Annotated in this window: 20 protein-coding genes and 6 pseudogenes; 14 read left to right on the forward strand and 12 right to left on the reverse strand. The window is 63.2% G+C overall.

From position 1 onward, the window contains the following. The first annotated feature begins 17 nt into the window (after positions 1–17). The 3 genes and pseudogenes from ASE63_RS18650 to ASE63_RS27785 all read left to right on the forward strand — a co-directional run bounded on the left by ASE63_RS18650 (position 18) and on the right by ASE63_RS27785 (position 2,881). Positions 18–821, forward strand: a complete 804-nt coding sequence (locus ASE63_RS18650) for a DUF2243 domain-containing protein (protein ID WP_056804703.1) — start codon at positions 18–20, stop codon at positions 819–821. A 188-nt stretch (positions 822–1,009) separates the two neighbouring features. Continuing rightward, positions 1,010–1,775 (forward strand): annotated as a pseudogene (locus tag ASE63_RS27420) (transposase); the annotation flags it as partial. Positions 1,776–1,777: 2 nt separating this feature from the next. Further along, a pseudogene (locus ASE63_RS27785) lies at positions 1,778–2,881 on the forward strand (YihY/virulence factor BrkB family protein). Positions 2,882–3,073: 192 nt separating this feature from the next. Here ASE63_RS27785 and ASE63_RS18675 read toward each other — a convergent pair. Continuing rightward, positions 3,074–3,985 (reverse strand): NAD(P)/FAD-dependent oxidoreductase, encoded by a 912-nt coding sequence (locus ASE63_RS18675; protein ID WP_056804711.1) that lies wholly within the window; start codon positions 3,983–3,985, stop codon positions 3,074–3,076. A 52-nt stretch (positions 3,986–4,037) separates the two neighbouring features. After that, positions 4,038–4,670 (reverse strand): DUF6766 family protein, encoded by a 633-nt coding sequence (locus tag ASE63_RS18680; RefSeq protein WP_056804714.1) that lies wholly within the window; start codon positions 4,668–4,670, stop codon positions 4,038–4,040. A 137-nt stretch (positions 4,671–4,807) separates the two neighbouring features. Between ASE63_RS18680 and ASE63_RS18685 the strand changes: the two genes are divergently transcribed. Together ASE63_RS18685 and ASE63_RS18690 are read left to right on the forward strand one after the other, a co-directional pair. Beyond that, positions 4,808–6,103, forward strand: a complete 1,296-nt coding sequence (locus tag ASE63_RS18685; RefSeq protein ID WP_056804789.1) for an SDR family oxidoreductase — start codon at positions 4,808–4,810, stop codon at positions 6,101–6,103. After that, positions 6,103–6,582 carry a DUF2269 domain-containing protein gene (locus tag ASE63_RS18690; protein ID WP_056804717.1) on the forward strand — a complete coding sequence of 160 codons (480 nt, stop codon included), beginning with the start codon at positions 6,103–6,105 and terminating at the stop codon, positions 6,580–6,582. Before ASE63_RS18685 ends, ASE63_RS18690 begins: the two co-directional genes overlap by 1 nt. A 415-nt stretch (positions 6,583–6,997) precedes the next feature. On the opposite strand, the gene ASE63_RS18695 is transcribed toward ASE63_RS18690, so the two are convergent. Next, positions 6,998–7,366: a hypothetical protein gene (locus ASE63_RS18695; protein ID WP_056804720.1), complete on the reverse strand. Its 369-nt coding sequence runs from the start codon at positions 7,364–7,366 to the stop codon at positions 6,998–7,000. Beyond that, on the reverse strand, positions 7,363–7,809 hold the full coding sequence (locus tag ASE63_RS18700) for a hypothetical protein (protein WP_056804723.1): 447 nt from the start codon (positions 7,807–7,809) through the stop codon (positions 7,363–7,365). Before ASE63_RS18700 ends, ASE63_RS18695 begins: the two co-directional genes overlap by 4 nt. 27 nt (positions 7,810–7,836) lie before the next feature. Here ASE63_RS18700 and ASE63_RS28500 point away from each other — a divergent pair, with 27 nt between their 5' ends. Beyond that, positions 7,837–8,085, forward strand: coding sequence for a hypothetical protein (locus ASE63_RS28500; RefSeq protein WP_244491452.1), 249 nt, complete (start codon positions 7,837–7,839; stop codon positions 8,083–8,085). Between the two features lie 112 nt (positions 8,086–8,197). On the opposite strand, the pseudogene ASE63_RS18705 reads toward ASE63_RS28500, so the two are convergent. The 4 genes and pseudogenes from ASE63_RS18705 to ASE63_RS18720 form a co-directional block, all read right to left on the reverse strand. Beyond that, positions 8,198–9,038, reverse strand: a pseudogene (locus tag ASE63_RS18705) (FAD-dependent oxidoreductase). A gap of 94 nt (positions 9,039–9,132) precedes the next feature. Then, the gene (locus tag ASE63_RS27425; protein WP_056804729.1) at positions 9,133–10,203 is read right to left on the reverse strand and encodes an ROK family protein; all 1,071 of its coding nucleotides are present in this window, start codon (positions 10,201–10,203) and stop codon (positions 9,133–9,135) included. 124 nt (positions 10,204–10,327) lie between these two features. Further along, a complete protein-coding gene (locus ASE63_RS18715; protein ID WP_056804731.1) occupies positions 10,328–10,930 on the reverse strand; it encodes a cysteine hydrolase in 603 nt (200 codons plus the stop codon). A 53-nt stretch (positions 10,931–10,983) separates the two neighbouring features. After that, positions 10,984–11,490, reverse strand: a complete 507-nt coding sequence (locus ASE63_RS18720; protein ID WP_056804734.1) for a ferritin-like domain-containing protein — start codon at positions 11,488–11,490, stop codon at positions 10,984–10,986. A 264-nt stretch (positions 11,491–11,754) separates the two neighbouring features. On the opposite strand from ASE63_RS18720, the pseudogene ASE63_RS26820 reads away from it, so the two are divergent. From ASE63_RS26820 to ASE63_RS18730, 3 genes and pseudogenes are all read left to right on the forward strand, one after another. Continuing rightward, positions 11,755–12,182, forward strand: a pseudogene (locus tag ASE63_RS26820) (low affinity iron permease family protein). 90 nt (positions 12,183–12,272) lie between these two features. After that, positions 12,273–12,719 carry a DUF3597 domain-containing protein gene (locus ASE63_RS18725; RefSeq protein ID WP_056804738.1) on the forward strand — a complete coding sequence of 149 codons (447 nt, stop codon included), beginning with the start codon at positions 12,273–12,275 and terminating at the stop codon, positions 12,717–12,719. 848 nt (positions 12,720–13,567) lie between these two features. Then, a complete protein-coding gene (locus tag ASE63_RS18730) occupies positions 13,568–13,831 on the forward strand; it encodes a hypothetical protein (protein WP_056804741.1) in 264 nt (87 codons plus the stop codon). A gap of 1,500 nt (positions 13,832–15,331) precedes the next feature. On the opposite strand, the gene ASE63_RS18735 is transcribed toward ASE63_RS18730, so the two are convergent. After that, positions 15,332–15,622 carry a DUF982 domain-containing protein gene (locus ASE63_RS18735; RefSeq protein ID WP_056804744.1) on the reverse strand — a complete coding sequence of 97 codons (291 nt, stop codon included), beginning with the start codon at positions 15,620–15,622 and terminating at the stop codon, positions 15,332–15,334. A 1,128-nt stretch (positions 15,623–16,750) separates the two neighbouring features. Continuing rightward, entirely contained in the window at positions 16,751–18,034 is a 1,284-nt protein-coding gene (locus tag ASE63_RS18740) for a phospholipase D-like domain-containing protein (RefSeq protein ID WP_200962589.1), read from the reverse strand. A 2,487-nt stretch (positions 18,035–20,521) separates the two neighbouring features. Between ASE63_RS18740 and ASE63_RS18750 the strand changes: the two genes are divergently transcribed. Both ASE63_RS18750 and ASE63_RS18755 read left to right on the forward strand, forming a co-directional pair. After that, complete coding sequence (locus ASE63_RS18750; RefSeq protein WP_056804753.1) at positions 20,522–21,391, forward strand: hypothetical protein; 870 nt, start codon at positions 20,522–20,524, stop codon at positions 21,389–21,391. Next, positions 21,388–21,711: a hypothetical protein gene (locus tag ASE63_RS18755; protein WP_056804756.1), complete on the forward strand. Its 324-nt coding sequence runs from the start codon at positions 21,388–21,390 to the stop codon at positions 21,709–21,711. The genes ASE63_RS18750 and ASE63_RS18755 overlap by 4 nt, the downstream gene beginning before the upstream one ends. 59 nt (positions 21,712–21,770) lie before the next feature. Here ASE63_RS18755 and ASE63_RS18760 read toward each other — a convergent pair whose 3' ends face one another. Next, positions 21,771–22,652: a hypothetical protein gene (locus ASE63_RS18760; RefSeq protein ID WP_056804759.1), complete on the reverse strand. Its 882-nt coding sequence runs from the start codon at positions 22,650–22,652 to the stop codon at positions 21,771–21,773. Positions 22,653–22,854: 202 nt separating this feature from the next. Here ASE63_RS18760 and ASE63_RS18765 point away from each other — a divergent pair, with 202 nt between their 5' ends. Continuing rightward, positions 22,855–23,634 carry an SDR family oxidoreductase gene (locus ASE63_RS18765; RefSeq protein WP_056804762.1) on the forward strand — a complete coding sequence of 260 codons (780 nt, stop codon included), beginning with the start codon at positions 22,855–22,857 and terminating at the stop codon, positions 23,632–23,634. 15 nt (positions 23,635–23,649) lie between these two features. On the opposite strand, the gene ASE63_RS18770 is transcribed toward ASE63_RS18765, so the two are convergent. Beyond that, complete coding sequence (locus tag ASE63_RS18770; protein ID WP_056804792.1) at positions 23,650–24,147, reverse strand: MarR family transcriptional regulator; 498 nt, start codon at positions 24,145–24,147, stop codon at positions 23,650–23,652. A gap of 196 nt (positions 24,148–24,343) precedes the next feature. Here ASE63_RS18770 and ASE63_RS28510 point away from each other — a divergent pair. Further along, positions 24,344–24,862, forward strand: a pseudogene (locus ASE63_RS28510) (alpha/beta hydrolase); the annotation flags it as partial. A gap of 1 nt (position 24,863) precedes the next feature. Further along, a pseudogene (locus tag ASE63_RS28515) lies at positions 24,864–25,178 on the forward strand (alpha/beta fold hydrolase); the annotation flags it as partial. Positions 25,179–25,186 lie beyond the last annotated feature (8 nt).

The following is a 25,186-nucleotide window of genomic DNA, read 5'->3' on the forward strand; positions in this document are numbered from 1 at the left end:
GCGTGGGAGCTTGCCAGATGCCATCCAGAACTCTTCGCGGCGCTGGCTTTCTGATCGGGGTAGCACTAGCAGGGTTTCTCGACGGAATTCTGCTCCATCAGGTGCTTCAGTGGCATAGTTTGCTCAGCGGTCTGGATGGCGTTGCCTATCAGGACTTGCGCTTCCGCATGCTCGCTGACGGCCTCTTTCATGCGGTGATGTACGGCGTCGGGTTAATTGGTTTGGGCATGCTTTTTATGGCTCGCCGGGATCTGTCGGTTGAAGGGTCCGGCCGGACAGTCATCGCCGCGGTGTTCGTGGGCTTTGGCTGTTGGCATTTGCTCGATGCAGTTCTCAATCACTGGATACTCGGCCTTCACCACATCCGAGAAGGCTCGCCGAACTGGTTGGTCTGGGATTTGGCGTTCTTTGCTCTCGGGCTGGCCCTGGTTGCCGCCGGCCTTTGGGTGGGTAGACCAAACCAACGCCTGCCAGGCCCGCCTATCGGCACCGGCCGTGCCTTTTGCTTAGCGGTTCTGACAACAGGCACGGGGATTGCCGCAGCGACCCCACTCACTTCAGGCTCGAATGTGACGGTCGTGTTCAGCCGGACAGTACCGCCGGCCGAGGTCATTTCGGCCATGGCGGCTATCGATGGCCAACTGGTCTGGGCGGCTGCCGAAGCCAACATCTGGACCTTTGCAGTCCCGGATCGCAGAGCCGCTTGGCAGCTCTACGGCCGCGGAGCAGTGTTGGTGAGCGGGTCGATGTTCGGGATGGGCTGCTTCTCCTCAACGCCCCCTGACGGCATCTACCCGCGCAGCGGGCCAACCTCGCTATAGTCGTGTAGGTGTCGGTTGTCATAACCGCGCTGACGGACGCGCCTCGCCAGTTAGCAAGCATCTGGACGAACAAGGCTGCCGGTCTCGCTCTTACCGCATTCTCGCATTGATCTAAGCCCTTAAAACTGGACCGCTTTGGGTTAGAGTTTTCCGCGACGTTTCCCTTGGGCTGGGAGGAGCGGAAGACGATGAAGGATTCGAAGTTCTCGGACGCCCAGAAGGCGTTCATCCTGAAGCAGGGCGCGGACGGGATTCCGGTGGCGGAGATCTGCCGGCGGGCCGGGATCAGCCAGGCGACCTACTTCAACTGGAAGAATAAGTACGAGGGGCTGCTGCCGGCCGAGATGCGCCGGCTGAAGCAGCTCGAGGACGAGAACGCGAAGCTGCGCAAGCTCGTCGCCGATCTCGGCTGGACCGTGAGATGTTGCAGGACGTGATCCGCCGAAAGCCCTGAGGCCTGGTCGCAAGCGAGCTCGTCGGCGCGATGTGTGGCGAATGGCAGGTGTTGATCCGGCGGGCCTGTGTGGTCCTGGAGTTCGACACGTCGAGCTACCACTACAAATCGTGCCGGCCCGACCAGGCCCCCCTGGCAGCCCGGATTAAGGCGATCTGCGAGACCCGCGTCCGCCATGGCTATCGTCGTGTCGACGTGCTGCTGCGGCGCGAGGGCTGGCACGTCAATCAGAAGCGGATTCGAAGATCTACAATGAGTTAGGCTTGCAGCTCAGGAACAAGGCGCCCAAGCGCCGGGCAAGGCGAAGCTGCGCGAGGATCGCGCGCCGGCGACGCGGCCGAACGATGTCTGGGCGATGGATTTTGTCCATGATCAGCTCGCCCAGGGGTCGCAAGATCCGGGTTCTGACGGTGGTGGACACCTTCTCCCGCTTCTCGCCGGCGGCCGATCCGCGCTTCAGCTATCGGGCCGAGGACGTCGTCGCCACGCTGGAACGGGTCACGTGCACACAGCTTCTATCGTCAAACATGCTTCGCTCGCAGTCTTGGCGGGTCTCGCAATATCCTTAATCGCAGCGCAGGCATATACACTGCTTGCCGGCGGCGTCCGGACGAGAAACAGCGCCGGTGGCCTTGACGACGCTGACGAGGCTGATGCTGACACGCCGGACCCAGATTCCGCCGACAGGCTGGCGCGATATCCTCTGGCGGACCTATGGCGAGGTCGGCCAGGACAGGGTGCTCGCGGTCGCGGCGGGCGTGACCTTCTATGGGCTGCCTGCAATCTTCCGGCCATCACGGCCTTCGTGTCCCTGTACGGTCTGGTCGCGGATCCGGGAACGATTGCGGAGCAACTCTCGGCAGCGAAGGGCATGCTGCCCGGCGGGGCGATCGAGGTCGTCCGCGACCAGATCATCCGGATCTCGATGGGCAACGAGACCAAGCTCGGCTTCGCCTTCGTCATCGGCCTGGGGCTTTCGGCGTGGAGTGCCACCGCGGGGGTGAAAGCCGTTTTCGATGCGCTCAACGTCGCTTATGGTGAGGAGGATAAGCACAGCTTCGTCCGGCTGAACCTGACCTCGCTGACCTTCACGCTCGGAATTCTCGTGTTCGCCGTGCTGGCACTCGGCGCGGTGGCCGCGATCCCGGTCATGCTCGACAACCTTAACCTCGGGGACGCAGCGGAATGGCTCATATGGCTCGGCCGCTGGCCCGTCTTGATCGCCATTCTGATGATCGGCCTCGCTGTGCTGGACCGCTTCGGGCCTAGCCGTGACGACGCCAAGTGGGCATGGGTCAGTCCCCGCGCCGTCTTCGCAAGCGTTGCCTAGCTGCTCGGGTCGGCCCTCGTCTCGTGGTACCTCGCCAGCTTCGAGGATTACAACAAGACCTATGGCGCACTCGGCGCCGTAATCGCGCTTCTGATGTGGATGTGGCTGTCGGCGATTATCATCCTGGTCGGTGCCGAACTGAATTCCGAGGCCGAGCGTCAGACGCAGCGCGACACCACCAAAGGCACACCGCGGCCCATTGGACTACGGGGCGCCGACGCTGCCGACAACAAGGCTGGTACTGATGTGTTTCGGCGTGCAAGTTTGACCCCGTGAGGCGGGGGATCGGCAAGCGTCTCTGGAGATCTCAAGAATGGCGAAGCTCCTGACGCGGCCAAAGCGGACGATGGCGCCGGCCGCTGCCGGGGCGTGCGGGTGCCGTCGCGGTCGGCACGTTGGCCTTGTTGAGGAGGCGCAGGCCCTCGTCCTAGAGGCCCTTTCGCGGACGGGCCACCGCGACCGATTGGACTAGCGCAGGATCGGCCTGACGGCGGCTAAGTCGTTGCGGATCGCGGTGGCGGCGACGCCGGCCTCACCCATCGCATGGCTGATCTGGTCCAACCCGACCACGACATCGCCCGCAGCGTACAATCCCGGGACATTCGTCCGCTGGTGCGCATCGACCTTGATACACCCCTCGTCGGTCATAGCGGCACCGAGCGATGCGGCCAGTTCCGAATGGATCTCGGAGCCGAGGGATGGGTAGACGGTATCGAATGCCATCTGTCGTTGACCGACAGCGAAGTGGATCTGGTTCGCACCGAGGGTGAACTCGCTCGGCCGTCCTCGAGCCAACCTGATGCCGACCTTGTTGATCCGGTCGGCATCCTGCTCGGTCAGTTCATCGTCCTGATCGAGGATCAGCGTGACCCGATCGGTGTATGACCTCAGGAAGATGGCCTCGGTCACGGCGCGAGCACCGCAGCCGATGACGGCTACGTCATGGTCGGTCACTTCATAGCCATCGCACACCGGGCAATAGCGCAGCCTGCCCGTGCGCAGTGCCTCAGCATGAAGGGGCTCGGGAACATCAGGTCGCCTGTTGGTCACTCCGGTTGCGAGAAGCACAGTTCTCGCAGGGCCTGTCACCTCACGACCGCGAGACACGAACCCGAGGGGACCTGTCACCAACTCGTCGACATGCCCTTCGAGCAGGCGGGCCCCGTATTTGCGCCCCTGTTCGCGCATGCGATCCAGCAGATCCGCCCCGGCAATGCCTTCCGGAAACCCGGCGTGGTTGTGAGTGCACGGAATCTGGCGCGCGCGGCTGTTGCCATCATCGGCCACGGTCACGGACAGATGGAACCGCGCCAGATAGATGGCCGCCGTCAGTCCCGCAGGTCCGCCCCCAATAATCAGGCAGTCGAAGGCTTCGGGCATCGCTCGCCTTTCACTGCGCCGGAGCCGGTTTCCGTTCAGCCCATCAGCGTCCTCAAGCGCCGGTCTCGTCGTTGGCGGCTGCCACCGGTTTGGATTCGGGAGAGCCGCGGTGGCGCAAGAAGATCGACAGAACGACCAGGAGGGCCGTTGAAAGAAACTCTGACTGCCAATTTTGGAAGGACTCGAACCAAAGCTGCGAGTCACCGAGATATTCAAGTGCCGACTGCGCCGCCCGGCCGTGAAGCGTAGCCTCCTGATTGGCCGCGACGACGCTGAACCACCAGTGGAAGACGAACGAAATCACGAAGAGAACGGCGAGGGCAATGCCCAGCGATCGTTCATAAAGCCAGGCGAGGACCGGATGACGCTTTCGCCAGGGAACCTCGTCTCCTTCTCGCTCAGGATCGTCCGGGTCCCGCGACTCGGCCGAGCCGCGCTGAAAGAGCATCGCCGTTAGGACGACGTACACTGACATTTGCAGGAACTCGCTTTCCCAGTTCTCGAAAAGTGCCGAGAGGAAGACGCCTCCGGACAGGTAGGCGCCGAAGCCGATCGCGGCCTGGCCATGCTCGGTGAGTTCCTGGTTCCGGGCTGCATGCCCGGTCAGCGCCATGCCTGCAAGAGAGGCAAGGAACATTGCCGAGAGCGCAAAGCTCAGGCCGTTGTCGCGCAGGAAGTTCCGCATCTGACGGTGCCCCGATACCCGTAGCTCCAGTCCGAAAAAACGCGGCCCGTAAATCCAGGTTCCGCGTGGGTAGCCTTCCCGGAACTCCACGAACGAGCTCAGGGTTGGGGCCGCATGGCCACCAGCCGGAGAGAGCCGTGGATCGTATCGCCGTCATCGGAGCTACGGGGCTGATCGGGAGCAGCATTGCGGCTGCACTAATCACCCGCGGCATCCGCGTCGTGGGCGTCGCCCGACATATCGGGGACGCCCCTCGGCGCCACCGAACGATGGAATGGTCGGCTGCCGAGCTGGGACGTACCGACAGGGCCGAATGGGAGACCCTGCTCGAGGACGTGACGGCGGTCGTGAACTGCGCGGGCGCTCTTCAAGACGGGCCATCTGACGATATCGAGCAGACCCATCGAACGGGGCTGGCCGATCTTGTCGCTGGTTGCAGGGCGGCGGGGGTCGAACGCTTCGTCCATTTCTCCGCGATGGGCGTCGATCGCGCGACACCCACGCGGTTCTCGGCGACGAAGCGGGCAGGCGATGACGTGCTTTCCGCCAGTGGGCTGGACTGGATCATCTTGCGTCCATCCGTCGTGCTCGGCCCGTCGGCTTACGGTGCCAGCGCCCTCATCCGCGGCTTGTCGAGCTTGCCGTATGTACCCGTCATGCCCGATACGGGTGCGCTCAGACCGGTCGCCCTCGAGGACGTCGTCGCGACGGTCGGGTTCTTCCTCTCCCCCGATGCCCCGACACGGGTGGCGGTGGAACTCGCCGGGCCGGAACGCTTCGAATTCGTCGAACTCGTCCGGCTGTATCGTCGTTGGCTGGGGCTGCCGCCGGCGGTCGAGTTCGCCATACCGCGCTGGATGGCAGCCCTTGCGTATCGCACTGGGGATTTCGCAGGAAGGCTGGGCTGGCGACCGCCGATCCGAAGCACTGCGAGGCTGGAGGTTGCGAGAGGCGCGACCGGAGACGATAGCGAGTGGAAGCGTCTCACCGGGCTCGAACCCAGACGCATCTCGCAGACCCTCGAAGCCCGGCCGGCGTCCGTCCAGGATCGCTGGTTCGCCTCGCTCTATCTGCTGAAGCCCATCGTCATCGGGAGCCTCGCGATATTCTGGATCGGCTCGGGACTGGCCTCGCTCGGCCCGGGGTTGCCGACCGGCATGAGCTTGATGGAGCAGGGGGGCGTCACCGGCCTTTGGGCGAAACTCGTCATCGTCGGCGGCGGCCTCGCCGATCTCTCGATCGGGATAGGTATCGCCTTCCGGAAGACCGCACGCCCCGCGATGCTCGCCGGGATAGGCGTGTCCCTGGCCTACGCTCTGGCGGGCTCGTGGGTCACGCCGTGGCTTTGGTTCGATCCGCTGGCGCCGATTCTGAAGATCGCGCCGGTCATTGCGTTGATGGCGGTGGGCCTCGCCACCCTGAGGGATCGCTGATGACCTATCTGCTCCTCAAATACCTGCATCTGCTGGGCGCCGTCGTGCTGATCGGCACCGGGGCCGGGATCGCCTTCTTCATGGTCATGGCTCATTTCACCGGGAATGTGAGCAAGATCGCCGGTGTCGCCCGGATCGTCGTCATCGCCGATTTCGTCTTCACGGCCAGCGCGGTCATCGCCCAGCCCGTCACCGGCGTGCTCCTGGCCCGCGAGGTCGGCTATCACCTGTCCGAGGGGTGGATCGTGCTGTCGATCATTCTCTACATCGTCATCGGGATCTTCTGGCTTCCCGTCGTGGTCATGCAGATGCGGATGCGCGACATGGCCGAGCGGGCCGACAGCGTCGGGGCGCCGCTACCACCCCAATACCGCGCGCTGTTCTGGACGTGGTTCATCTTCGGGTTCCCGGCCTTCGGGGCCATTCTGGCCATACTCTGGCTCATGATGGCTCGGCCGCCGATCACTCTCTTCGGGTAGTCGCGTCGTCGTTCCGGGCCCGACCGAGTTCAGCGACGACACTCTGGTAACCAGTTCTCCTCCTGCCCGGCGAAGCGCTTCCCTCAGGAACCGGATCGGGAAAAGGATCGCTTCGGCATTCGCGGCGGTAAGATCGGTCGTCCGCCGCGACGCGCCCTGCTCGGCCCGTTCGAGCGCTTGTTCGATGTCCCCGTCGTCGAGCGAACCCTTGCGCTTTATTTCGCCGAAGAGCGCCGCGACCGCGAGCATCAGGCCCTCGAGTTGCAGGTTGGCGGTATTCATCCCTGTCCCTCCGGTCGGTCCTTCAGTCGCTTGTCCGGGCTGGCCGATCGGGAAAAGCTCGCGGCTTGCGCGCGCTCCAGTTCCTGCAAGCCAGCTGTCAGCGCCGTCCCCCACACCAGATGCGCAATCAGCATCAGACCGTTGCGACGGGCAGGATGTCGCGTTGCGAGCCTGAGACGCCGTGAGGCGGGAATCCAACCGAGGTAGCTGGCGACCCACACGGCGATTCCGAATGCCGCGCCTGCCGGGATATCCCTGCGTCGGTGATCCCGCCGAAGAGAGCCCCGGCCGCAGCTCCATACAGGAAGTGGTAGACCAGCGTCAGCGTCGCTGTTGCCCTGCCGACCGCCATGGACGGCATGTCCTCGGCCAACTCACGCGGTGGAAGAGGGTATCGCTCTTCCAATGACAGGGTCTGGTGAAGCCGTGACATCGTCGCCGTCATCGGCAGGGTTGCGACGAACCCCGCCAAGGCGCCGAGGATCACGGCGTCCCGGCTCATGGATGGCTCTTCCGCGCCGAGGTTGCCCAGAGGGCGAGCGCCATGACGCCGTACGTCGCTGCGATCGAGCGCGGGGAGACGACCTTCTCCCAGCCCGGCGTCAGACGCTTCGGAACTACGACGTAATCGACGAAGGCGGCCAGGGCGGAGACGCCGATGGCATCCACGACAGCCGGGCGTCGAGGACCGAGCTTCTGAAAGCCTTGAAAGATAGCGGCCCAGAAAATCGAGGCACCTTCGTGCGTCGCGAACCCGAGCAAGGTATGCTTCGCATCGACGTTTCGGGAGACGGCCGCCCGGTCGCCCAGGTACCAGTGTCCGGTCGCATTGGTCGGACGCACGGCGTGTCGGCCCTCGGCCTTCGCTGCGAGCGCCAGGGCGATCGTCGAGGCGACGCTAACGGCCGTGCCCGACAGGGCGGCTCTGGTGATGGTCCCGATCATCTGCGCCTCCCTGTCTCATTTCCCGTGATGGGTGACTGCCTCGATCTTGTTGCCGTAGGGGTCGAGGACGAAGGCGCCGTAGTAATGGGGGTCGTATTCGCGCCGCAGTCCGGGCGCTCCCGCATCCGTTCCGCCATGCTGCAGGGCGACCCGATGGAATTTGGCGACCGCGTCACGGCCGCCGCGTCGAAAGCGACATGGACGCCGTTCCCGGCGGAGGCAGGTTTGCCGTCGACCGGCGTCTCCAGACTGAAGATGACCGCCGAGATCCCATAGTCAGCGGACTCCTCCGACGCCTTGAGAAGACGCGATCCGAGCACCCCCATCACGCGGTCGTAGAAGCGCCTGCTCCGGGCGACGTCATTCGTTGCGAGCGAGACGTGGTGGATCATCGGCCTTCTCCGGCATCCGTCGTTTCGACATCGGCGAGCGGACCGATCGCCGGAGCGTTGAGCACGGTCCCGTCCGGCGCGAAATAGGAGCCGTGGCAAGGGCAATCCCAGCACATCTCGAACGAGTTCCAATGCAGATGACAGCCGAGGTGAGTGCACGCGGCCGACTTTTCGATGACGTCGCCGTCCTCGGTCCGGAAGGCCGCGACCTTGCCAAGGCCGCGCCGCAGTGTCGGGGTGCAGACGGGCGCCCTTGTCCGTCAGCGCCTTGGCGATGCCCCGGAGATACTTCAGCGGATGGAATGTGGCCTGCGCGGAGTAGCGTAGAAGGGGGCGATCCTCGAGGGTCCGCAGCGGCAGGCCTTTTTCCCGTTCTACCGTAACGCCAATCTCATTGGCCGCCGCGACCTCGTCATCCAGCACGCTCTCGTCGCTCGCCGGATCGAGGAACAGGATTCCATCCAGGCGCCGGAATTCGCAGTCGATCCCGAGCTCGGATTGAATGGCCTCGATCCGGTCGACGGCCGCGTTCTGGCTGGCCTGGAACGCCTTCGCCAGATCCCGCCCGCGCATCGACAACAAGTCGGCCAGAGAATCGTCGCAGATCGGCGCAAGATGAGCGGCCGTGCGCGAGGTCATCCCCCCGGCGATCTCATCCCTATCGAGCACCACCACGGACAGGCCGCGTAAGGTGAGCTCGTAGGCGATGGACAAGCCCGCGATTCCCGCACCCACCACGGCAACATCTGCGGAATGGTCGGATTCCAGAGGCGCCGCGTCGGGCGCGACCTCAACGTCCATCCAGACCGACCGACTGCGTTCCCCTTTCGCGTTCATGGCGGACCTCCGTGGTCTGCCTCAAACGTCTCCACGGTGAATAAGTTCGAACGGTTCCGAAGTGTATGAGAGCGTGAAGGATGAAACCTCCGGATCAAGCCGGCTTCTTTGCGTGCGCTCGGTTTTCGAAGCTGGCGTTCCCCAGCCCGGTCCCGATGGTAAGCACACCCCAATGCCGGACGTCCTGCATAAAGGGCATTTCGCTCAGGCCTTGGATCACGGCGTCATTATGCATCGTCACCATGGTGTCGTGCTTCCCGATTGTCGGGACGGTCGCCCGCACGCTGTCGATCAGATTGAAGCGACTGCTCTCCCAGTTGCCCGGGAGATTTTGGGCGCCGCGGTCGATCGTGCCGTCCGCTTGGATGATCCCCGGACAGCCGATGCCGATGAAGGGCGCCACCCTTAATCCAGCACGCTCGGCTGCCTTGATCTGGTTCCGGATCATCTCTCCCATCCGCTCCACCGCAAGGTCGCGATCGGTGGCCTCGTCGGCATGGCGCCAAAGTTCGAACTCGAACACCTTGGCCTTGCTCAGATCCGATGCCTTGGCCTGACGCAGTTCCACGATGCCTGCACGGATGTTGGATCCGCCTATGTCCACGGCAACGAGACTATCGAACGCTTCGAACATCCACTTCGGGGCGATGTGCGCGTTTCCTATCAGGCCAGCCTCATCAGGGTGATTGCGGATCGGTTGAAGCTCAATGGGCTGCCCTTGCGTGCGCAGGATGATGGCCGCCCGCGCAATCGCGAGTTCCCCGACACGGCTTTGCCGAAAGCCGCCCCCGACGGCAATTCGTTCGATCTGCGACCAAGCCTTGCCGCGGCAAAACCGTCGAACGACTATCGCCAGGGATTCCGCGTATCGCTCGACTGCGCTGTGGACCACCGCAGCTTCCGTGGGGTCGCCCTCGGCGAGCAGGCTGTCGAGATCCCTTTTTTTAAGATTTTCGCTCGGTACATCGAGTGGGTCATCGCCGGTCTTGCGCAACACCGCTCGCACGTCCTCGAGATGCTCGAAGATCGCCGCTCGTCTCGCTTTGTCGCCGACGAAACCATCCTCATCACGCGCTTCAAGATTATAGCTCGTCACCTGGACGGACGGCAGTTGCGACGCTCCATGAGGTCCATTGCCGGGTTTTGGTTTCGAATTCTTAGCCATGGGAATCTCGTCGTTGCGAGACACTCAACGAGGCTGACGTGGCGAGGTTCCTGCCAATCGAGGCCGAACGCTTCCGTCGACAAGACCGCTATCAGCGGGCAGCGAAGTGTACTCGCTCCTTAACTCAACCGTGCCAGCGGTCGAGGATCTCCTCGACCGTGACCGCCGAGATTTGCTGGCTGAAGCGCTCCCGGAAAAGCGCCAGCAGGCTATCGTGCCCTGCATCGGAGAAGCTGCATACGGCGTCGGTCGCGATCACGACCCGGTAGCCATGATCGACCGCGCCGAGCGCCGTGGACAGAACGCAAACATCGGTCTCTGCTCCTGATAACACGACGGTGTCGATCGAGCGCTCCCGCAGGTATGCAAGCAACCTGCTGCTCGCGAAGGCGGAGTAGACGGGCTTGTCGAAAATCGGGGCCGGGGGCGTGAATCTGGCGAGCTCCGGGACAAGCTCGATGAGTGCGGGATCCAGGCGATCGCGGGTCGTCTCCGGCCAGCGGCGGTAGAAGTCCCGCCATGTGCCGATGGCGGCCTCAGGCGAGGGTGGGGTGATGAAGCGCGTGAAGAGGGTGGCCAGCGGATATGCCGCCGCAAGGGCAACGCATTGTGGGAGGACACGCGCCATCCAGGGGGTGGTCCATGGGCCCTCCGGAGCGAATATTCGCTGCATGTCCACGCAGATGTGGACGGTGCGGTCGGTGAGCGGCGGCAGTTGCTCGCCCATGTCTTCCTCCCGGGGGGCGCGCCGGCTCCGGGAGAGCCGACGCGCGTTCGGCCTCAGGCAGCCTTGCCTTGAGCGCTTTTGTTGACCGTCGCGACGCCGAGCTTGGTCAGAAGCTGGTCGGTGGTCTCTTCCTCACGGAGTGTCTGCTCCAGGAGCGCGGCGGCATCCTTGAGGCCAAGCTGCGTTGCCCAGGTCTTCAACGTGCCGTAGCGCGTCATTTCATAATGCTCGACGGCCTGCGCCGAAGCGACCAGTCCAGCGTCCAGCGCTGGGCTGTCGGCGTACTCCTCCATGATCTCCTTACCCTCCTCAAGGATGCCGAGGATGGCGTCGCAGGTCTTGCCGCGCGGGGCCTTTCCGGCGATCTCGAAAACCTGGCTGAGACGCTCGACATGGGTCTCGGTCTCGTCGCGATGCTTTTCGAAAGCGGCCTTGAGATCAGGTGACGTGGCCGCCTTCGCCATCTTCGGCAGCGTCTTCAGGATCTGCTTCTCAGCGTAGTAGATGTCCTTGAGAGTGTCGATGAAGAGGTCGTTGAGGGTCTTGGGCTCGCTGGCCATGGCGGGTTCCTCCGCTGGGGTTGAAACCGATCTAACGGTTCGCCCCGATCGCGGTTCCCGGCCTTCGATCCAGGTTCGGGGCGGGCTGCCTTTCCCCGCATTGCCGCGCTTCGCGGGCCGTCCGGCGAAGAGCGCGCACCCGTCGAGAATTCGTCGAATGACGTCATGGAGTTCCTCCAACACTAGGCCGGAACTCGCCATGAACGCTGCCAGTTGAACTGCTCTGCGGACGAAGTCTCCGTAAAACGCCGATCGAGGTGCACCATGTCGAGCTACGATCACATCATTCACAAGGACAACAAGGTGTCCCTGTTCACCCGGGTTGCTCAGGCGGTTTCCAGTTGGACGGGCAAGCCGACCACGTTCTTCGTCGCAGTCGGCCTGGTCCTCTTCTGGGCAGTATCCGGCCCGATCTTCGGGTTCAACGATACATGACAGCTCGTCATCAACACCTCTACGACCATCATCACCTTCTTGATGGTTTTCATCATCCAGACAGTCAGAACCGCGACACCGCCGCGATGCAGATCAAGCTCGATGAACTCATCATCAGGTTGGAAGGAGCGCGTGAGGAACTCCTCGACCTGGAGGAGCTTGACGAGGAAGATCTCGTCGTTATCAGGCGTGACTTCTGCAAGCGCGCCTCAAAAGCGCGTCGTGCGGCCGAGGAGGGGAGCTCGGGCTCTACCTGAGCGTCGGCAAACTGACCGCTTCCAGACTTCTCCAGCGCGGGAGACGAGGGGGTACCACCCGTTTTCTGCTCGGTTGAACAGGAGAAGCAGATGAGCATTTTCGAGAGCATCAAGAAGGCGATCTTCGGCGAGGCCAAGGCGGATACCGTTGCCGCGCCGACTCCAGCTCGCGTGCCTGGAGCGGCCGTTCCGCCCTCTCCGGCTACCGTCCCGGCCGGTACGGCCATGGGTGAGCCGACCACTAGCGTCGGACCCGCACCGATGTCGTCGGCCGTGGACCAGGTCGACGTGGCGCCAATCCTCGACAAGGCCGTGAAGGACAACGGTCAGCCGCTCGACTGGAAGGTGTCGATCGTGGACCTCTTGAAGGCCCTTAAGATCGACAGCAGCCTGACGGCTCGAAAGGAGCTGGCTCACGAGCTCGGTTACACTGGCGACACGAACGATTCCGCGACGATGAACATGTGGTTGCACAAGGCGGTCATCAAGAAGCTCGCGGAGAACGGAGGCAAGGTTACGGCGGACCTGATGGATTGATGTCCACCTCCAACTCGACGCCTTCCGTCGCGGACGTGCAAATCCGGGCCCTCTCGTTGGGGCTCGTATCCCCTGGGCTGAACGTGGCGCGCTGGGAACCGGCGTTGCCCATCGCGTGGCTGGCTTTAACGCGCGAGAGGCAAGCCAATGGCAGGACCGTCAGTCCATGAGAAGGGTCATCATTATACTCCGCTGTCGCCGCTTCAGACCGGGTAGCGCGGACGATGCCCCCGTTAAGGAAAGCTGTTGGGGCCTGACGACGCTGTCTGTGTCGGGGCTCGATCCAAGCGAAATTAGAGCTTTCGATTCCGCTGTAGATATGACCGGAGGTCCCGCCACATCCTTACGAACGATCGATTGGCCTTCGAGCCCATCGACACGCACGCCCCATCACCTGCTTTCATCCCGCAGTAATGCTGCTCAGCCTCACTGGTGAGGCGTACATCGCTACCAGTTCGCCGGGCCATATGCTCAGCCTGCTCCACCACCTTACGGATATCAGCCGAGTGCCCGTATTCAGATCCGGTGACATCTCGGAACGCCCACTCGGTTCCAATCCTGCAAACCGTCAAGAGCTGAACCATTAGGTTTCCGATCTGGCCAATTTGAGCCTGCTCGCAGCCGAGCGTTCTGGCGACGGAGCTCCGAATCCGAGACTTCAGGCCCGGCCCACAGCGTGCCCAGGGGAACGTATCGACGTTCTTCCCGTTCCGCTGTTGAGCGCTGCCTAATCGCAGTTCTGGCGATGGCGCGCTGGCTTATCGTTATTAACTCCCGCGGGACGATAAGCCGCAATTGTGAAGATTCCCTCGTGTCGACTCGCCGTGCACCGAAATGGACAGACCAAGATGGCTGACCGCCGCGGCATCACACGGTCAACGCTCTCTCAGGACTACACTGAGGACGAAATCACCGTGCGCGTGGAGTTTTACAAGCTCGAAGGCGTTGAAGGATGGACCCTTGAGGTCGTCGAACAGGAGGGGCACTCCACGATCTGGCAGGAGCCTTTCGCGATGGACACCGATGCGAAGGTGGCATTCGTCGATGCTGTTGATGTCGTCGGCCTCGGCGGCATCGTCGAACCGGATGAGGGTACCGCCACGGTTCATTAGTCCGCAATGCCGCCGTCATTTCTCGTTGAGGGCAGCAAGAATAACCGCTCGAGGCGTTACGCTCTGTCCTCATTCCGGGCCCCCCATTTCTCCGTCGCCGCCAGGAGGTCGCACTGATCGCCAGGCACGGGTCTTGGCTTCGGGGACGGTCAGGGCGGCGCAGTACCCGCGAACCCATAAAGGGATGTTCTCCTCCTCATGAATCCATCGTAGCACCCGTCTCTCCGGAGAGCCGATCAACCGACCGAAATCGTCGGGCGCCATTGGCAATGAGCGTAACGCTTCGCGAAGCTCTGACCCGGTCATGCGGTCGCGTTGTGTCATCGTAGGCATTCGGGAACGGGGGACGGTAGCGTGCTTAATGAGCACCGCGGCCCTGTTTCGTGGCACGGCCGGGATCGATCGGGCTCCAGGAATCGGAGGGTCTCAGAGTTCCTCCGTTGTCGCGCTTGGTGGACCTAGTACCCCGCTTTGCGGGCTCCTTCAGCGAGGGCGTCCCCGTATTGGGCCGAGGGCTGACTGTCGCTCGCCCTGCGAGGCTGCCCAACAGTATCGTCTTTCCTCTCGGTCATTATTTGCCTCCCGAGGACCCGGCGAGGCGCTGCGCATTTCGCACCGCTTCCAAGCATTCGGTCTCTCGTCCAAGTGCATCGAGGTCTTTTGCACGTGAGAGAGCGACTGATGCCTCGCCCGGTTTACTGTCCGGGGAACCGCTTGCTGCGGTGGGGCGTCCCTCAGTCTGACGTCGAACGTCGTCGGGAGAAGTCGCCTTGCCTTGGGTCTCCTGACCCATGATAGCCGCTGGTGGGTGCTGAGGCTGTCCAGAAGCTTGAGGCTGCGCGCTGCCAGTGCCACCCGCTCCCACAGTGGGGCCGGAGCCAGCATCCTTACTGGACATCGTTTTCGTGAGCGTCTCAATTTCAGCAGTGCAGGCGCCGGCCTGGGCGGCGTTGGAAGACAACGCCAACAGAAGACAGGCCGTCATGGAGATAGCCGTTTTCATGGTTGTCGCTCCCGTTTGCTATGCAGCGGATGCGTCTCCAAAACGCGGTCAGACCTCCACTGTTCCGCTCAGCTCGACCGCTTCGTCTGTTCCGCTCATCGCTCTCATACGCGAATAGAGCGCCGGGAGGGCCGATCTAGGGAGCACGCTGGTAGGGGCGGAGGGACGCTGACGAGAAGACATACGGGCAGAGCTCTGACCGGCTGCTGTTCCCCGCCGCCAGCACCAAACTGTGCAGGGATAATAGGCTGGCACCGAGTTCGTGGTGAACGCCGTGTCAGTCCTCATCGATACCGACGCAGACCATGCTGTGCTTCATGAATACACAAACTTCCTGCGACGCCGCCCGGAGGTAAGGGCATGCCCGATCCGTATCAATCGGCGCGCCGGCAACGACTAGTCGGTCGCTCCATTGGATCGTGGGGCAATCCGTTCAGCAGCGGTTCGCACGAGATCGGTCATAGGCCCGGTTCCCCGAAAGGAAGCCGGGCCCTAGTTCACAGGTCGGGCGATCCTGCTCGCCAGCTGGAAATGAACGAAGACAGATCCGGGGCGAGGATGTCCTGACGTTCCGCCCAGGACGCGAACAGACCTCTAGCGGTCTCTGCATCGATTTCGTCCTGAAGCGCTGCAAGACAGGCTTTCATCGCGAAGCTATGCGCGGCATCGCGTTTAATGGGAGGCCAATCTGCCAGAAACGTGTAGGCCTCCATCACCGACGAGACGGCGGTCGGATGCCCCAGGCCTGTCAGGATGACGACAGGGCGCCTAAAATGATCACTGTTCATCGGTCCGCACTCCCAAGCCACGGTTGAGAGCAGCAACGGGTGCCATGGCCATATCCTCCAAGAAGCAACATGGGGTCCGGTCTCGCGCGCCACCGGCGGCTGCGCGATAACAAAATTTTGGTTTTCCAAATTTCGATTTTCAAGGCCCTCAGGGCTTTCTCCATCGAGAAACGGCTCTTGAACTCCGATCCCCTGACCTTAGAATTCTCGCGTCGTTTTCAGCAATCAGGAGACGGGACTGCCTCTTTCGTCGTTGATTGATCCGGCCGATCTCGCCCGGGCTTATGCTGCGATGGACAAAGCCTGGATTGAAGTCGCTGCCGATATTCCTCCGGAGCGCCGAAACGTCGAGCGCCAGAGGATTGCTCACGTGATTGCGGCCTGTGCGCCTCTCGCGCTTGATGAGGAGGACCTCAAAAACAACGCGTTGCTCCTATTCAAGGAACGGACTATCGCGCCGGACTAGACCGCATCAATAGGAGATGAAGTGAAGCAATGGGCCAGTACCTGCTTATAATGGTGATCCTCAGCGCTTACGGTTCATCTGTGGTGACGCCGATAGCGCAGCATGCAGATAAAACCACTTGCCAAACTGCTGCGTTAGAGGCCTCAATTATTCAGCGCGAGGGGCCGAAGCCCGGCGTTTCGTTCGTTTGTGTGCCGGCCGGAGAAGCGTCTGCCAAGTAGTTCTCCCCGAGCTGCCGCGGCACGCACGCATGGATAGGTCGCGAGCTCGTCATGCTCTGGCAGGCCGGTCAATCAGCGGAAGCCGAGGCACTGGGGCCAGCACCAACTGCTTCGGAGAGGCATCGGCTTCATCTTCGCCCATCGACGCGTCAAACCGCTCGAGCGGTTCCTGGATCGTGCCCGGTCGGGCAGGTGGGCCGGCCAGACGGGCCCTCGACGTCAATGCGTCGCTGACTGCCCTAGGCCGGCTCTCACACGCGACCAGTCCCTGCCGACCGCCCTAATTGCGGTCGAGGTCCGGATTTTCGCGCCGGGAGGTTCAGACATGACGCTGAGGCGCGCCTACGAGGTTTTCGCTTTGCGATAAGATGGACCTAACTGCCTCTTGCAGGCGGCTGCGCTAATCGCGTCCAGGCCTACCCGTCAAATCAGAAGGCGCCTTTAGATCTGCGAGCGTGACAGAGACGCAAGCCAGTCGGAGAATTTCTGGTTTGCAGAGCGGCTCGTCCAGTCGGAGAGGGTGTACGACTTCGAGGCCGCCACGTCCTTTTCGAACAGTGCAATCTGGGCATCTGCAAATGGCCGGTCGAAGAGATTGATGTTGGCTTCGTCGTTGAGCCTCAGGGCGCGGTCGTCGATGTTCGTAGAGCCTACCGACGTCCACATGTTGTCGACGATCACCATCTTCCAATGGAAGAAGGTGGGTTGATACTCGCTGATGCGTACACCGGCTTCGAGCAGCTCGCCCCAAAGATGGCGGGATGCTTTCCTGACAATGCGTGCGTCCGTCTCGGGGCCGGGTACGAGCACATGAACGTCGACGCCTCGCTTGCGCGCCTCGACGAGCTGCTGCCTGATCAACTCATCCGGGACGAAATAGGGCGTCGCGATCCGCACGCTCGTCTGCGCGGAAGCGAGCGCGGTCAGCAGCATGAGATGCATGACATTGCGCTGGTGGGTCGAGCTGACAACGATTTGCGCGGCGTGGTCCCCAACTGGCGAAAGCGCAGGGAAGTACCGATCGCCCATCAACAGTTCGCCAGTCGCCTCAAGCCAGTGCTCGGCAAAAGCCGCCTGCATCTCCCCTGCGGCCGGGCCTTCCAGGCGATAGTGATTGTCACGCCATTCCTCAGGCGCGCGCGCATCGCCTTTCCATTCGTCGGCGATACCGACGCCACCCGTGAAGCCGATGCGGCCGTCGACGATCAGAAGCTTCCTGTGAGTGCGGTTGTTGATCCGATCGAGCGTGTACCACGAGATCGGGCGGAACCGGACGACCTCAACGCCGGCCTTCTGCATGCGTTCGACGAGCGTCTCGTCCATGGGGATGCTGCCGACCCAGTCGAGCAGCACCTTCACGCTGAGGCCTTCGCGGGCTCTAGCAGAAAGCGCTTCGGCAAATTCGACGGCTACATCGCCCCGCCAGTAGATGTAGGTCTCGAAGGTAATCGTGTGCCGCGCTTCGCGTATCGCGCGCAACATCGCGGGAAAGATCTCGACGCCGTTGACCAGCGTTTCGATCCTATTCCCGGGCAGGTAGTTCGAGCCGAATAGCGCCCCCATCGAGATCTTGAGCTGCTCGTCGGACGAGGAGAGATGGTGAGGGAGCGGCTGTCGGAGAGGCTGTGGCTCTGGCAGCAGATTACCGACGACGATTGAGCCTAACGCCCCCATCGCAGCGCATATCAGCCCGATGATGACAGGATGTCGGCGAAGCCTCATCATCAGGCAAGCTGACTGCTGTGGAACACAGATTTGCCGAAGCCAGTTCTATTGTCGCATACCATTGGCATCCGGAACCGACTACCTGGCGATCGGTTTTTGATCAAGGTTGAATTTTGCGGTCGCACCTCAACGTTCGGCGCACCGACAGCGGCATGTAACAGACGGGTGCACGCAGTCAGTTACCTGCTGTTGAATGGTCTAAGACGAGGATCCCAGTTAAGCCCACGACGCTGTCCCCGACAATCGACCTTAGCAATTTGCCAGGAAGCGAGGGTGCAGGATACCTCCGAGAACGTGGGCAGCGCGCGAGGTTGGCAAGTGCGCTTCCGACTTAGGTATTGGCGAGCCTTCAGCAAGTCGAACGGGTCGGCGCGCCGCAAGGCGGCCCGGCCGGACCGGGGACATCCCTCGCCGAACCCGACGGTCCCGAATGGAAAAAGCCGACGCTCGCGGATCGGCTTTTTTCACGGTCGGCGAGAAGAACCTCAGGATAAGCGGATCACTCCGCTGCAAGAGAGTCCCCTCCGGCTTAGGGCCGGACCGTAGTTCAGGCGACCGCTTCCACTGACGCCTCCTCCGCCCCGCCAGGTGCGGGCGCCGGATCCGCTCAATCGCGCCGTCGGCCGAGGCGACGTGCCTCTGGTCCATACGCAGGGGGCTGTGAACCAGACCCACCGCGAGCCGCTTGTCCCGCGTCCCGTCGGACTGGTCCTGAACCATCTCGCGGAGCACCCCCCGACCGCCTCAAACAAGTGCATCGCCGGGACACTCGCCTCACGGTCCGCAACACGCTCGTTGTCGCGCTCGTTACGCGCCGCGTCGACCGAAGGGCCTACCTCGACCGGAGACTTCCTCCCGAGGTCGTCCTTTACCTCCTGGAACATTTCCGCCAGGCGACCCCGCAACGCCTCGAACGAGGCGTGCGCGTCGAACAGCTGGCGCAGCCTCCCGGCCATCACGCCGACGATGTCGTCGAGCAGTCCGCCATCGTCGAGCAAGCCTAACTCGGCAAACTTCGCCTCCGGTGATCTGCCCAAAGACAGGTCGTAGAAAGTTGACCTCGTCGGGACCGTGCTCTCCAGACTTGGCCGACCCGACCGCCCCGCCGCCGCAGTCCGGTGCGCCCGGCGGACGGGTTCGGTCTAGCTATGAGTCGGGTTCGGCATTCTCACCACTTCACTTGACCGAGGACACCGGAACTGTTGCCCCTGACACCCTACTCAAGGGGTCGGCGCAGGCCGAAGAGCGTATCATGAGCCGCCTCACGGCACATCCCCGTGAATCCCAAGAACTCCGAGCAGGCTGGGATTCAGTTCACGGAATCCCGAAGTCTCTAGCAAATTCGGGATTCACACGGATGAATCCCACGACGCTTCAAGGAAATGGGATTCGCATTGCAGAATCCCAAAAATCGCATTGGAGCTGGGATTCTTCAAGAGTCAGGCATGGAATCCCAGAACGGCCCGGCTTCTTGGGATTCTCGTTGATTGAGGAGGCTGAAATCCGGGCTTACCACCAGCGGAACACCCTTTTGTGGGATTCAATCGAGTTGAGCCCTTCGAGCTAATCGAATCCCACAAACGGGCCTTTTTTCTTCCGCTGGGACGGGCCTACGACGGCCACAGGCGGCTCTACAACGAGCCGTGGGGAGATCCCTCTCAAGTCGGGAAATCGGGCTTCGCAGACGCACTACGACGTGCGATTTCAACGACTTAACTATTGGGCCTATCAAGGGACAAATGCTACAACGCATTAGGCCCAGACAGAGGGAGAAGGAGGGCACGACATACAAAAGTGACGGATCGCGGCTCTCGCCTTGTTCCGATCACTTTCGATGGGCCCGCTGCCGCGCTCCCCGTGCTCTCCGAGGGGTCTCCCGACGGGCTCCGGCCGCGCTCTCGGCGGCCTGCGTAAGGCTCTCGAATCCGGCCTGAGAGGCCTCGTCCCGCGCGCTCCCCCGATGGGTGATCGCACCACCCTGAGAGGGTGGCAGCGGGTCGTTCGAAGAGCAGACTCATGGCGGTCCGACAGCCCACCAGAGTCCGTTTCCAAGGGTCCGCGCCAGCACTCTCGTTCTGGTCCGGACCCCTGCAAACAGGCAAGATCACCCCGCGACACGGGGTGATCTGCCCAGAAGAGAAACGGGCCACAGGACATGGCTACGCCCTGCCGATGACCATGATGAAGGTGCCATAGAGCCGGCACCTTCACGCCTGACGAAGAGCGTCCCCGCCTCAGAAGCGGGGTGCGGCGGGACCGCCCTGCGATACCCGCCGCCCATGATGCGGTGGCCTCGTCGATTTGCTCCACAGCGGAGCAAATCGGTTTGGGACATGGCGTCCCAAACCCCCCCTGGAGATTTGCGCCACGGTGGCGCAAACCGCGACGCGGTGGCGCGGTTTCCACCGATCCGAGATGTCTAGCCCAGGCTGTGGACAGCTGCCACCCTAGGAATTGACACGCTGATTCGCGACGGAGGCCGCCATCATGAAGGACGTCACCATCCCGGAAGGCATCAGCGAGGGCGACACCTTCGTCGAGAACGGGCTTCGCTTCACCATCAAAAACGGCGACCTCACCGTCAGGGACCTCGATCTCGGCGAGTACCTCTACGAGGAACCGGCGAGCGGCTCGAACACGAAAACCTACAAGGCGCGCGCCCTCACGCGCCGCCACCTCGATGACCTACGGCTCTTCGGAACGGTTTACTCAGTGAGTGAGCCGTATGAAAGCGGCAACGGCGCAACGAAAGAAGGCACCGTCTACTACCTCACCGAGGACCCGCTCTACTACCTCGTCCCGATGACGCGGACGAAGAAGGGCCGCGAGCTGCGCATCCTCATGACGCACGTGTTCATCGCCTGGCGAAAGGGCAAGTTGGTCTCGCCGGACAAAGTCCAGCGACTGGTCGGCGCTCCGCACCAGCCCGCCATCGCGCCGCCCTCTAGCGGCTTCGACCTCGACCGGACCACTTCCTTCAAAGGCATTATCTTCTCCGAATTCGGCGCCGAGATGCACGTCCTCGACGGTTCGCTCGCGATGGCGCTCGGCATGACCGTCGCGCAGTTCGAGGCCCATCTCGCCTCGCGCCCCTTCATCGACGCCCTCGGCGAGCGGCCGACGGCCCTCGGCGGGGCGGGCCGGTTCCTGAACCGGAACCACGTCGACTTCGCCGTCGACGGCCTCCCGCAGACCGACAGGCTCAGCATGATCCAGGATGTCATGCACGCCCGCGAGAAGGCAGATGCCAGCATCGTCCACGGGCGGCTGACCTGGTTCCACGAGACCCTGCACAGGGACGACGTCTCGCGGAGGCTCCTGCTGAAGATCCTCCGTCAGAGCGAGACCGCGCCTTGAAGGCGATCGACATGTTCGTCGACGCCGAGGGAGTGCTCAGGGCCAGGCACACGCACATCGCCTTCTACCTCGGCGTCGCCGAAGCGGAGATCCGCGAGGCGATTGCCAGCGCCCGAGGCGCGCTCGAGCGCGACGAGCCGGTGCTCGACAGGATCGAGAACCTGCATGGCGACTCCGTCCTCGGACACTACCTGACCGTGGAACAGGCCTGCACGGTCGCCGGGATCCTCGGCAGGCCGTCCAAGGCGGGCGCAGAGCCAACCCCACTGACGAACCTTGCGCGATCGCCATCACGAGCGAGATTCGTCCTGGTCGTCTAGAAGTGTGAGTTCGTTCCGCGGCGCCTGTATGCCACTCGACGACTCATTACAGACGACGTTTATAGATCTGGCCCCGCCTGTCGGCGCGCGCGTTGAACCTGAAGGGCGTGCTTTCTCTTCCTGCGTTTCAGCTTTGCATATTCCTCATCCTCGTCGGTCGGAGGCTCGGACTGCAGCCCGTATCCATTTGGCGATTTCTCGTCCAGTGGCTCGGCTTGGGGCGGCCCGACCGTTATGACCTCCTCTCGCAAGCTCGGCGTGAGGTCATAAGGAAACGGTTCGACCTGGTCGGGCGTCGGACGGGGGATCCGGCCCTTCTGCTTGAAGGCGGGTTCCGGCGCCGTCGAGGCGGGTCCGGACGGCGCGGATTCGATCTCGACGACGCGCGGCCCCGGCTGCGGCCGGTCGGCCCGCGACGGCTGGCCCGGCTGCGGGACCTGGCGGCCGTCGGTGTACGACATCATCAGCTCCTCGGCCTTGGCCGGGTGCTGCTTGACCGCCTGGACGAGCTTTTCGGCGAGGTCGAAGGGGGTGCGGCCGGGCACGTTGGCGTCGGCGTTCTCGAGGATGAACTGGCCGTAACGCTTGTAGACGCCCCACATGTACTTTTGGAAGCCGGTCTTGAAGACGTCGTCGACGATCTGGTCGTAGGAGGCCCACATCGGGTGCTCCTTCGGCTTTGGGAGCTTGACCTCGGCCGCCGGCGCCTTGGCGCCGGCGCTGACGGCGACGCCGCCGCTGCGCACGGCGGCGGGGTTGGGGGCGGCCATCGGCTCGGGCCTCGCGCCGAGCGCGGCGGCGCGCCAGTCGCGCATCGCCTGGCGGACCTTGGCCATCCGGACCTGGGCGCGGCTCGCGTGGCGCAGCTTGAGCGCCTCGACCTCGGCGCGCGCGACCTTGTTCAGGACGACGGCTTGGGCGGTCTTGGGTACGACGCCCATCTCGCGCCTCAGGCGCAGGGCCTCGCGCTTGTTGCCGGAGGCCCTGGCGCCGCGCAGGCTCGCGGAGAGCCGGGCGCGCAGCTGACCGCGGCCGCACCGTCGTGACCTGCCATGTCGAGGGCAACTTCCCGGGCAGCCCGATCGATCTGCGGTATTTCTTCCGCCTGGAAGGCGACGAGATCGGCGAACTGGAGATCACCCTGTGAACCCGTTCATCAGCCTGGAAGGCAAGCGGGCGCTCGTGACGTCCGGCACACGTGGCGCAGGCGCCGCAACCGTCAAGCTCTTCCGCGAGCTGGGCGCCCAGGTCCTGACCAGTGCCAGGTCGAAGCCGGAAGACCTGCCGGCGGAGATGTTCGTGGGCGTCGACCTCACGACGCCCGAAGGCTGCGCGCAGCTGGCGGAGGCCGTACGAGAGCGTTTGGGTGGCGTCGACATCATCGTGCATATGCTGGGCGGCTCCTCCGCGCCGGCAGGCGGATACGAGGCCCTGACGGACGAGGAATGGCGCAAGGAGCTCGACCTCAACCTGATGCCGGCCATTCGACTCGATCGCGAGCTGGTGCCGACGATGACGGCGCAAGGCAGCGGTGTCGTCGTCCACGTCACCTCGATCCAGCGCGTCATGCCGCTGCCGGAAGCGACGATCGGTTATGCGGCAGCGAAGGCTGCGCTCTCCTCGTACAGCAAGAGCCTCTCTAAGCTGGTCTCCCCCAAAGGCGTGCGAGTCGTCCGTGTCTCGCCGGGCTGGATTGCGACGGAAGGGTCGATCCACTTCACGGAGCGCCTGGCTGAGCAACAGGGCGTCAGCGTCGCGGCGAGCACGAAGATGATTATGGACTCCCTCGGCGGCATTCCGATCGGCCGACCGGCCAGCACCGACGAAGTCGCAAGCCTGATCGCTTTTCTCGCCTCGGACCGAGCCGGAAGCATCACCGGAACCGAATACACCATCGATGGCGGGACCGTGCCGACGGTCTAGCCTCGGCTCTCGCCGTCAGCCCTTGGGGTCGGGATTCATCCCCGGCTCTCCCACGCCCAAGGCGCCGGTATGGGCGTAGATCGCGTCGCGAAGTTGCCGGATCAGCTGGTTGAGCGTCCCAAGGTCGCCCACCGTCTGTCCGGACGCTTCGAGCAGATTTGCGTTCAGGCAGCCGGCACGAAAGCGGAGAGCGTCGCCTTTGGGGGTGAGCGCGATGATGACCTGCCGCTCATTCTCGGGATTGCGCGTGCGACGCAACAGGCCGGCCGTTTCCATTCTCTTGAGCAGCGGCGTCAGCGTGCTTGATTCCAGGGCGAGCTGCTGAGCGATGCCGCCGACGGTCTGGGCGTCGTCACGCCACAACACGTTGAGCACGAGATACTGCGGATATGTGAGCCCGAGGCCATCGAGCAACGGCTTATAGGACCGCTGGATCGCGATCTCCGCGGAGTAGATCGAGAAGCAGAGCTGGTCCTCCAGCGGCACTGGCGGGGCTGTGGTGGCGTCGGTCATCGTCAGGCCTTTCACTCCGGCTCACGGAACCGTGATCTCGAAAACATATATCGCGGCAAGTGTCAGATTGACAAGCGTGGCGATAACCAGCACATCAGTTATCGCAATAACAATTACCGCAACATTCAAACGAAGGAACGCTGTCATGAACAAGTCCATCCGCAACACCCTTCTCGCCGCGGCCGCCATCGGCGGCATGTCGCAGGCCGCTGTCGCCCAGACTGCAAGCACGGCGCAACCTGCCAGGAACGTCGTCCTGGTGCACGGCGCTTTCGCCGACGGCTCGGGATGGCGCGGTGTCTATGACCTGCTGACGGCCCGCGGCTACCGCGTGACGATCGTCCAGAACCCGTTGACCTCGCTCGAAGACGACGTCGCCGCCACCAAGCGGGCGCTCGACCGGCAGGACGGCCCCACGATCCTCGTCGGCCATTCCTGGGGCGGCACCGTGATCACCGAAGCGGGCGTCGATCCCAAGGTCACTGGCCTGGTCTATGTCTCGGCGCTCTCCCCCGATGCCGGCGAGACGACGGCCCAGCAGTATGAGGGCTTCGCCCCGGCGACCGAGTTCGTCCTCGACAAGGCGCAGGACGGTTTCGCCTTCGTCGATAGCGCGAAGTTCAAGGCCGGCTTCGCCCACGATGTCTCCGATGCGGATGTCGCCTTCATGCGGGACTCGCAGGTGCCGATCAACCTCTCGGCCTTCGGCACCAAGNAAGTTCAAGGCCGGCTTCGCCCACGATGTCTCCGATGCGGATGTCGCCTTCATGCGGGACTCGCAGGTGCCGATCAACCTCTCGGCCTTCGGCACCAAGTTGAAGAACGCCGCTTGGCGCACCAAGCCGAGCTGGGCCGTGATCGCCAGCGAGGACAAGGCCTTCGATCAGGCGATGCTGGATCACATGGCCAAGCGCATCGGCGCCAAGGTCACGAAGGTCTCGGCCAGTCATGCCCTCTTCATGACCCAGCCCAAGGTCGTCGCCGACGTGATCGACCAGGCCGCTCGCCAGGCGAAGTCCGCCGCGAAGTAACGGCCAGC

This window comes from Allobosea sp. Root381 (assembly GCF_001429395.1).
Taxonomy (GTDB): Bacteria; Pseudomonadota; Alphaproteobacteria; order Rhizobiales; family Beijerinckiaceae; genus Allobosea.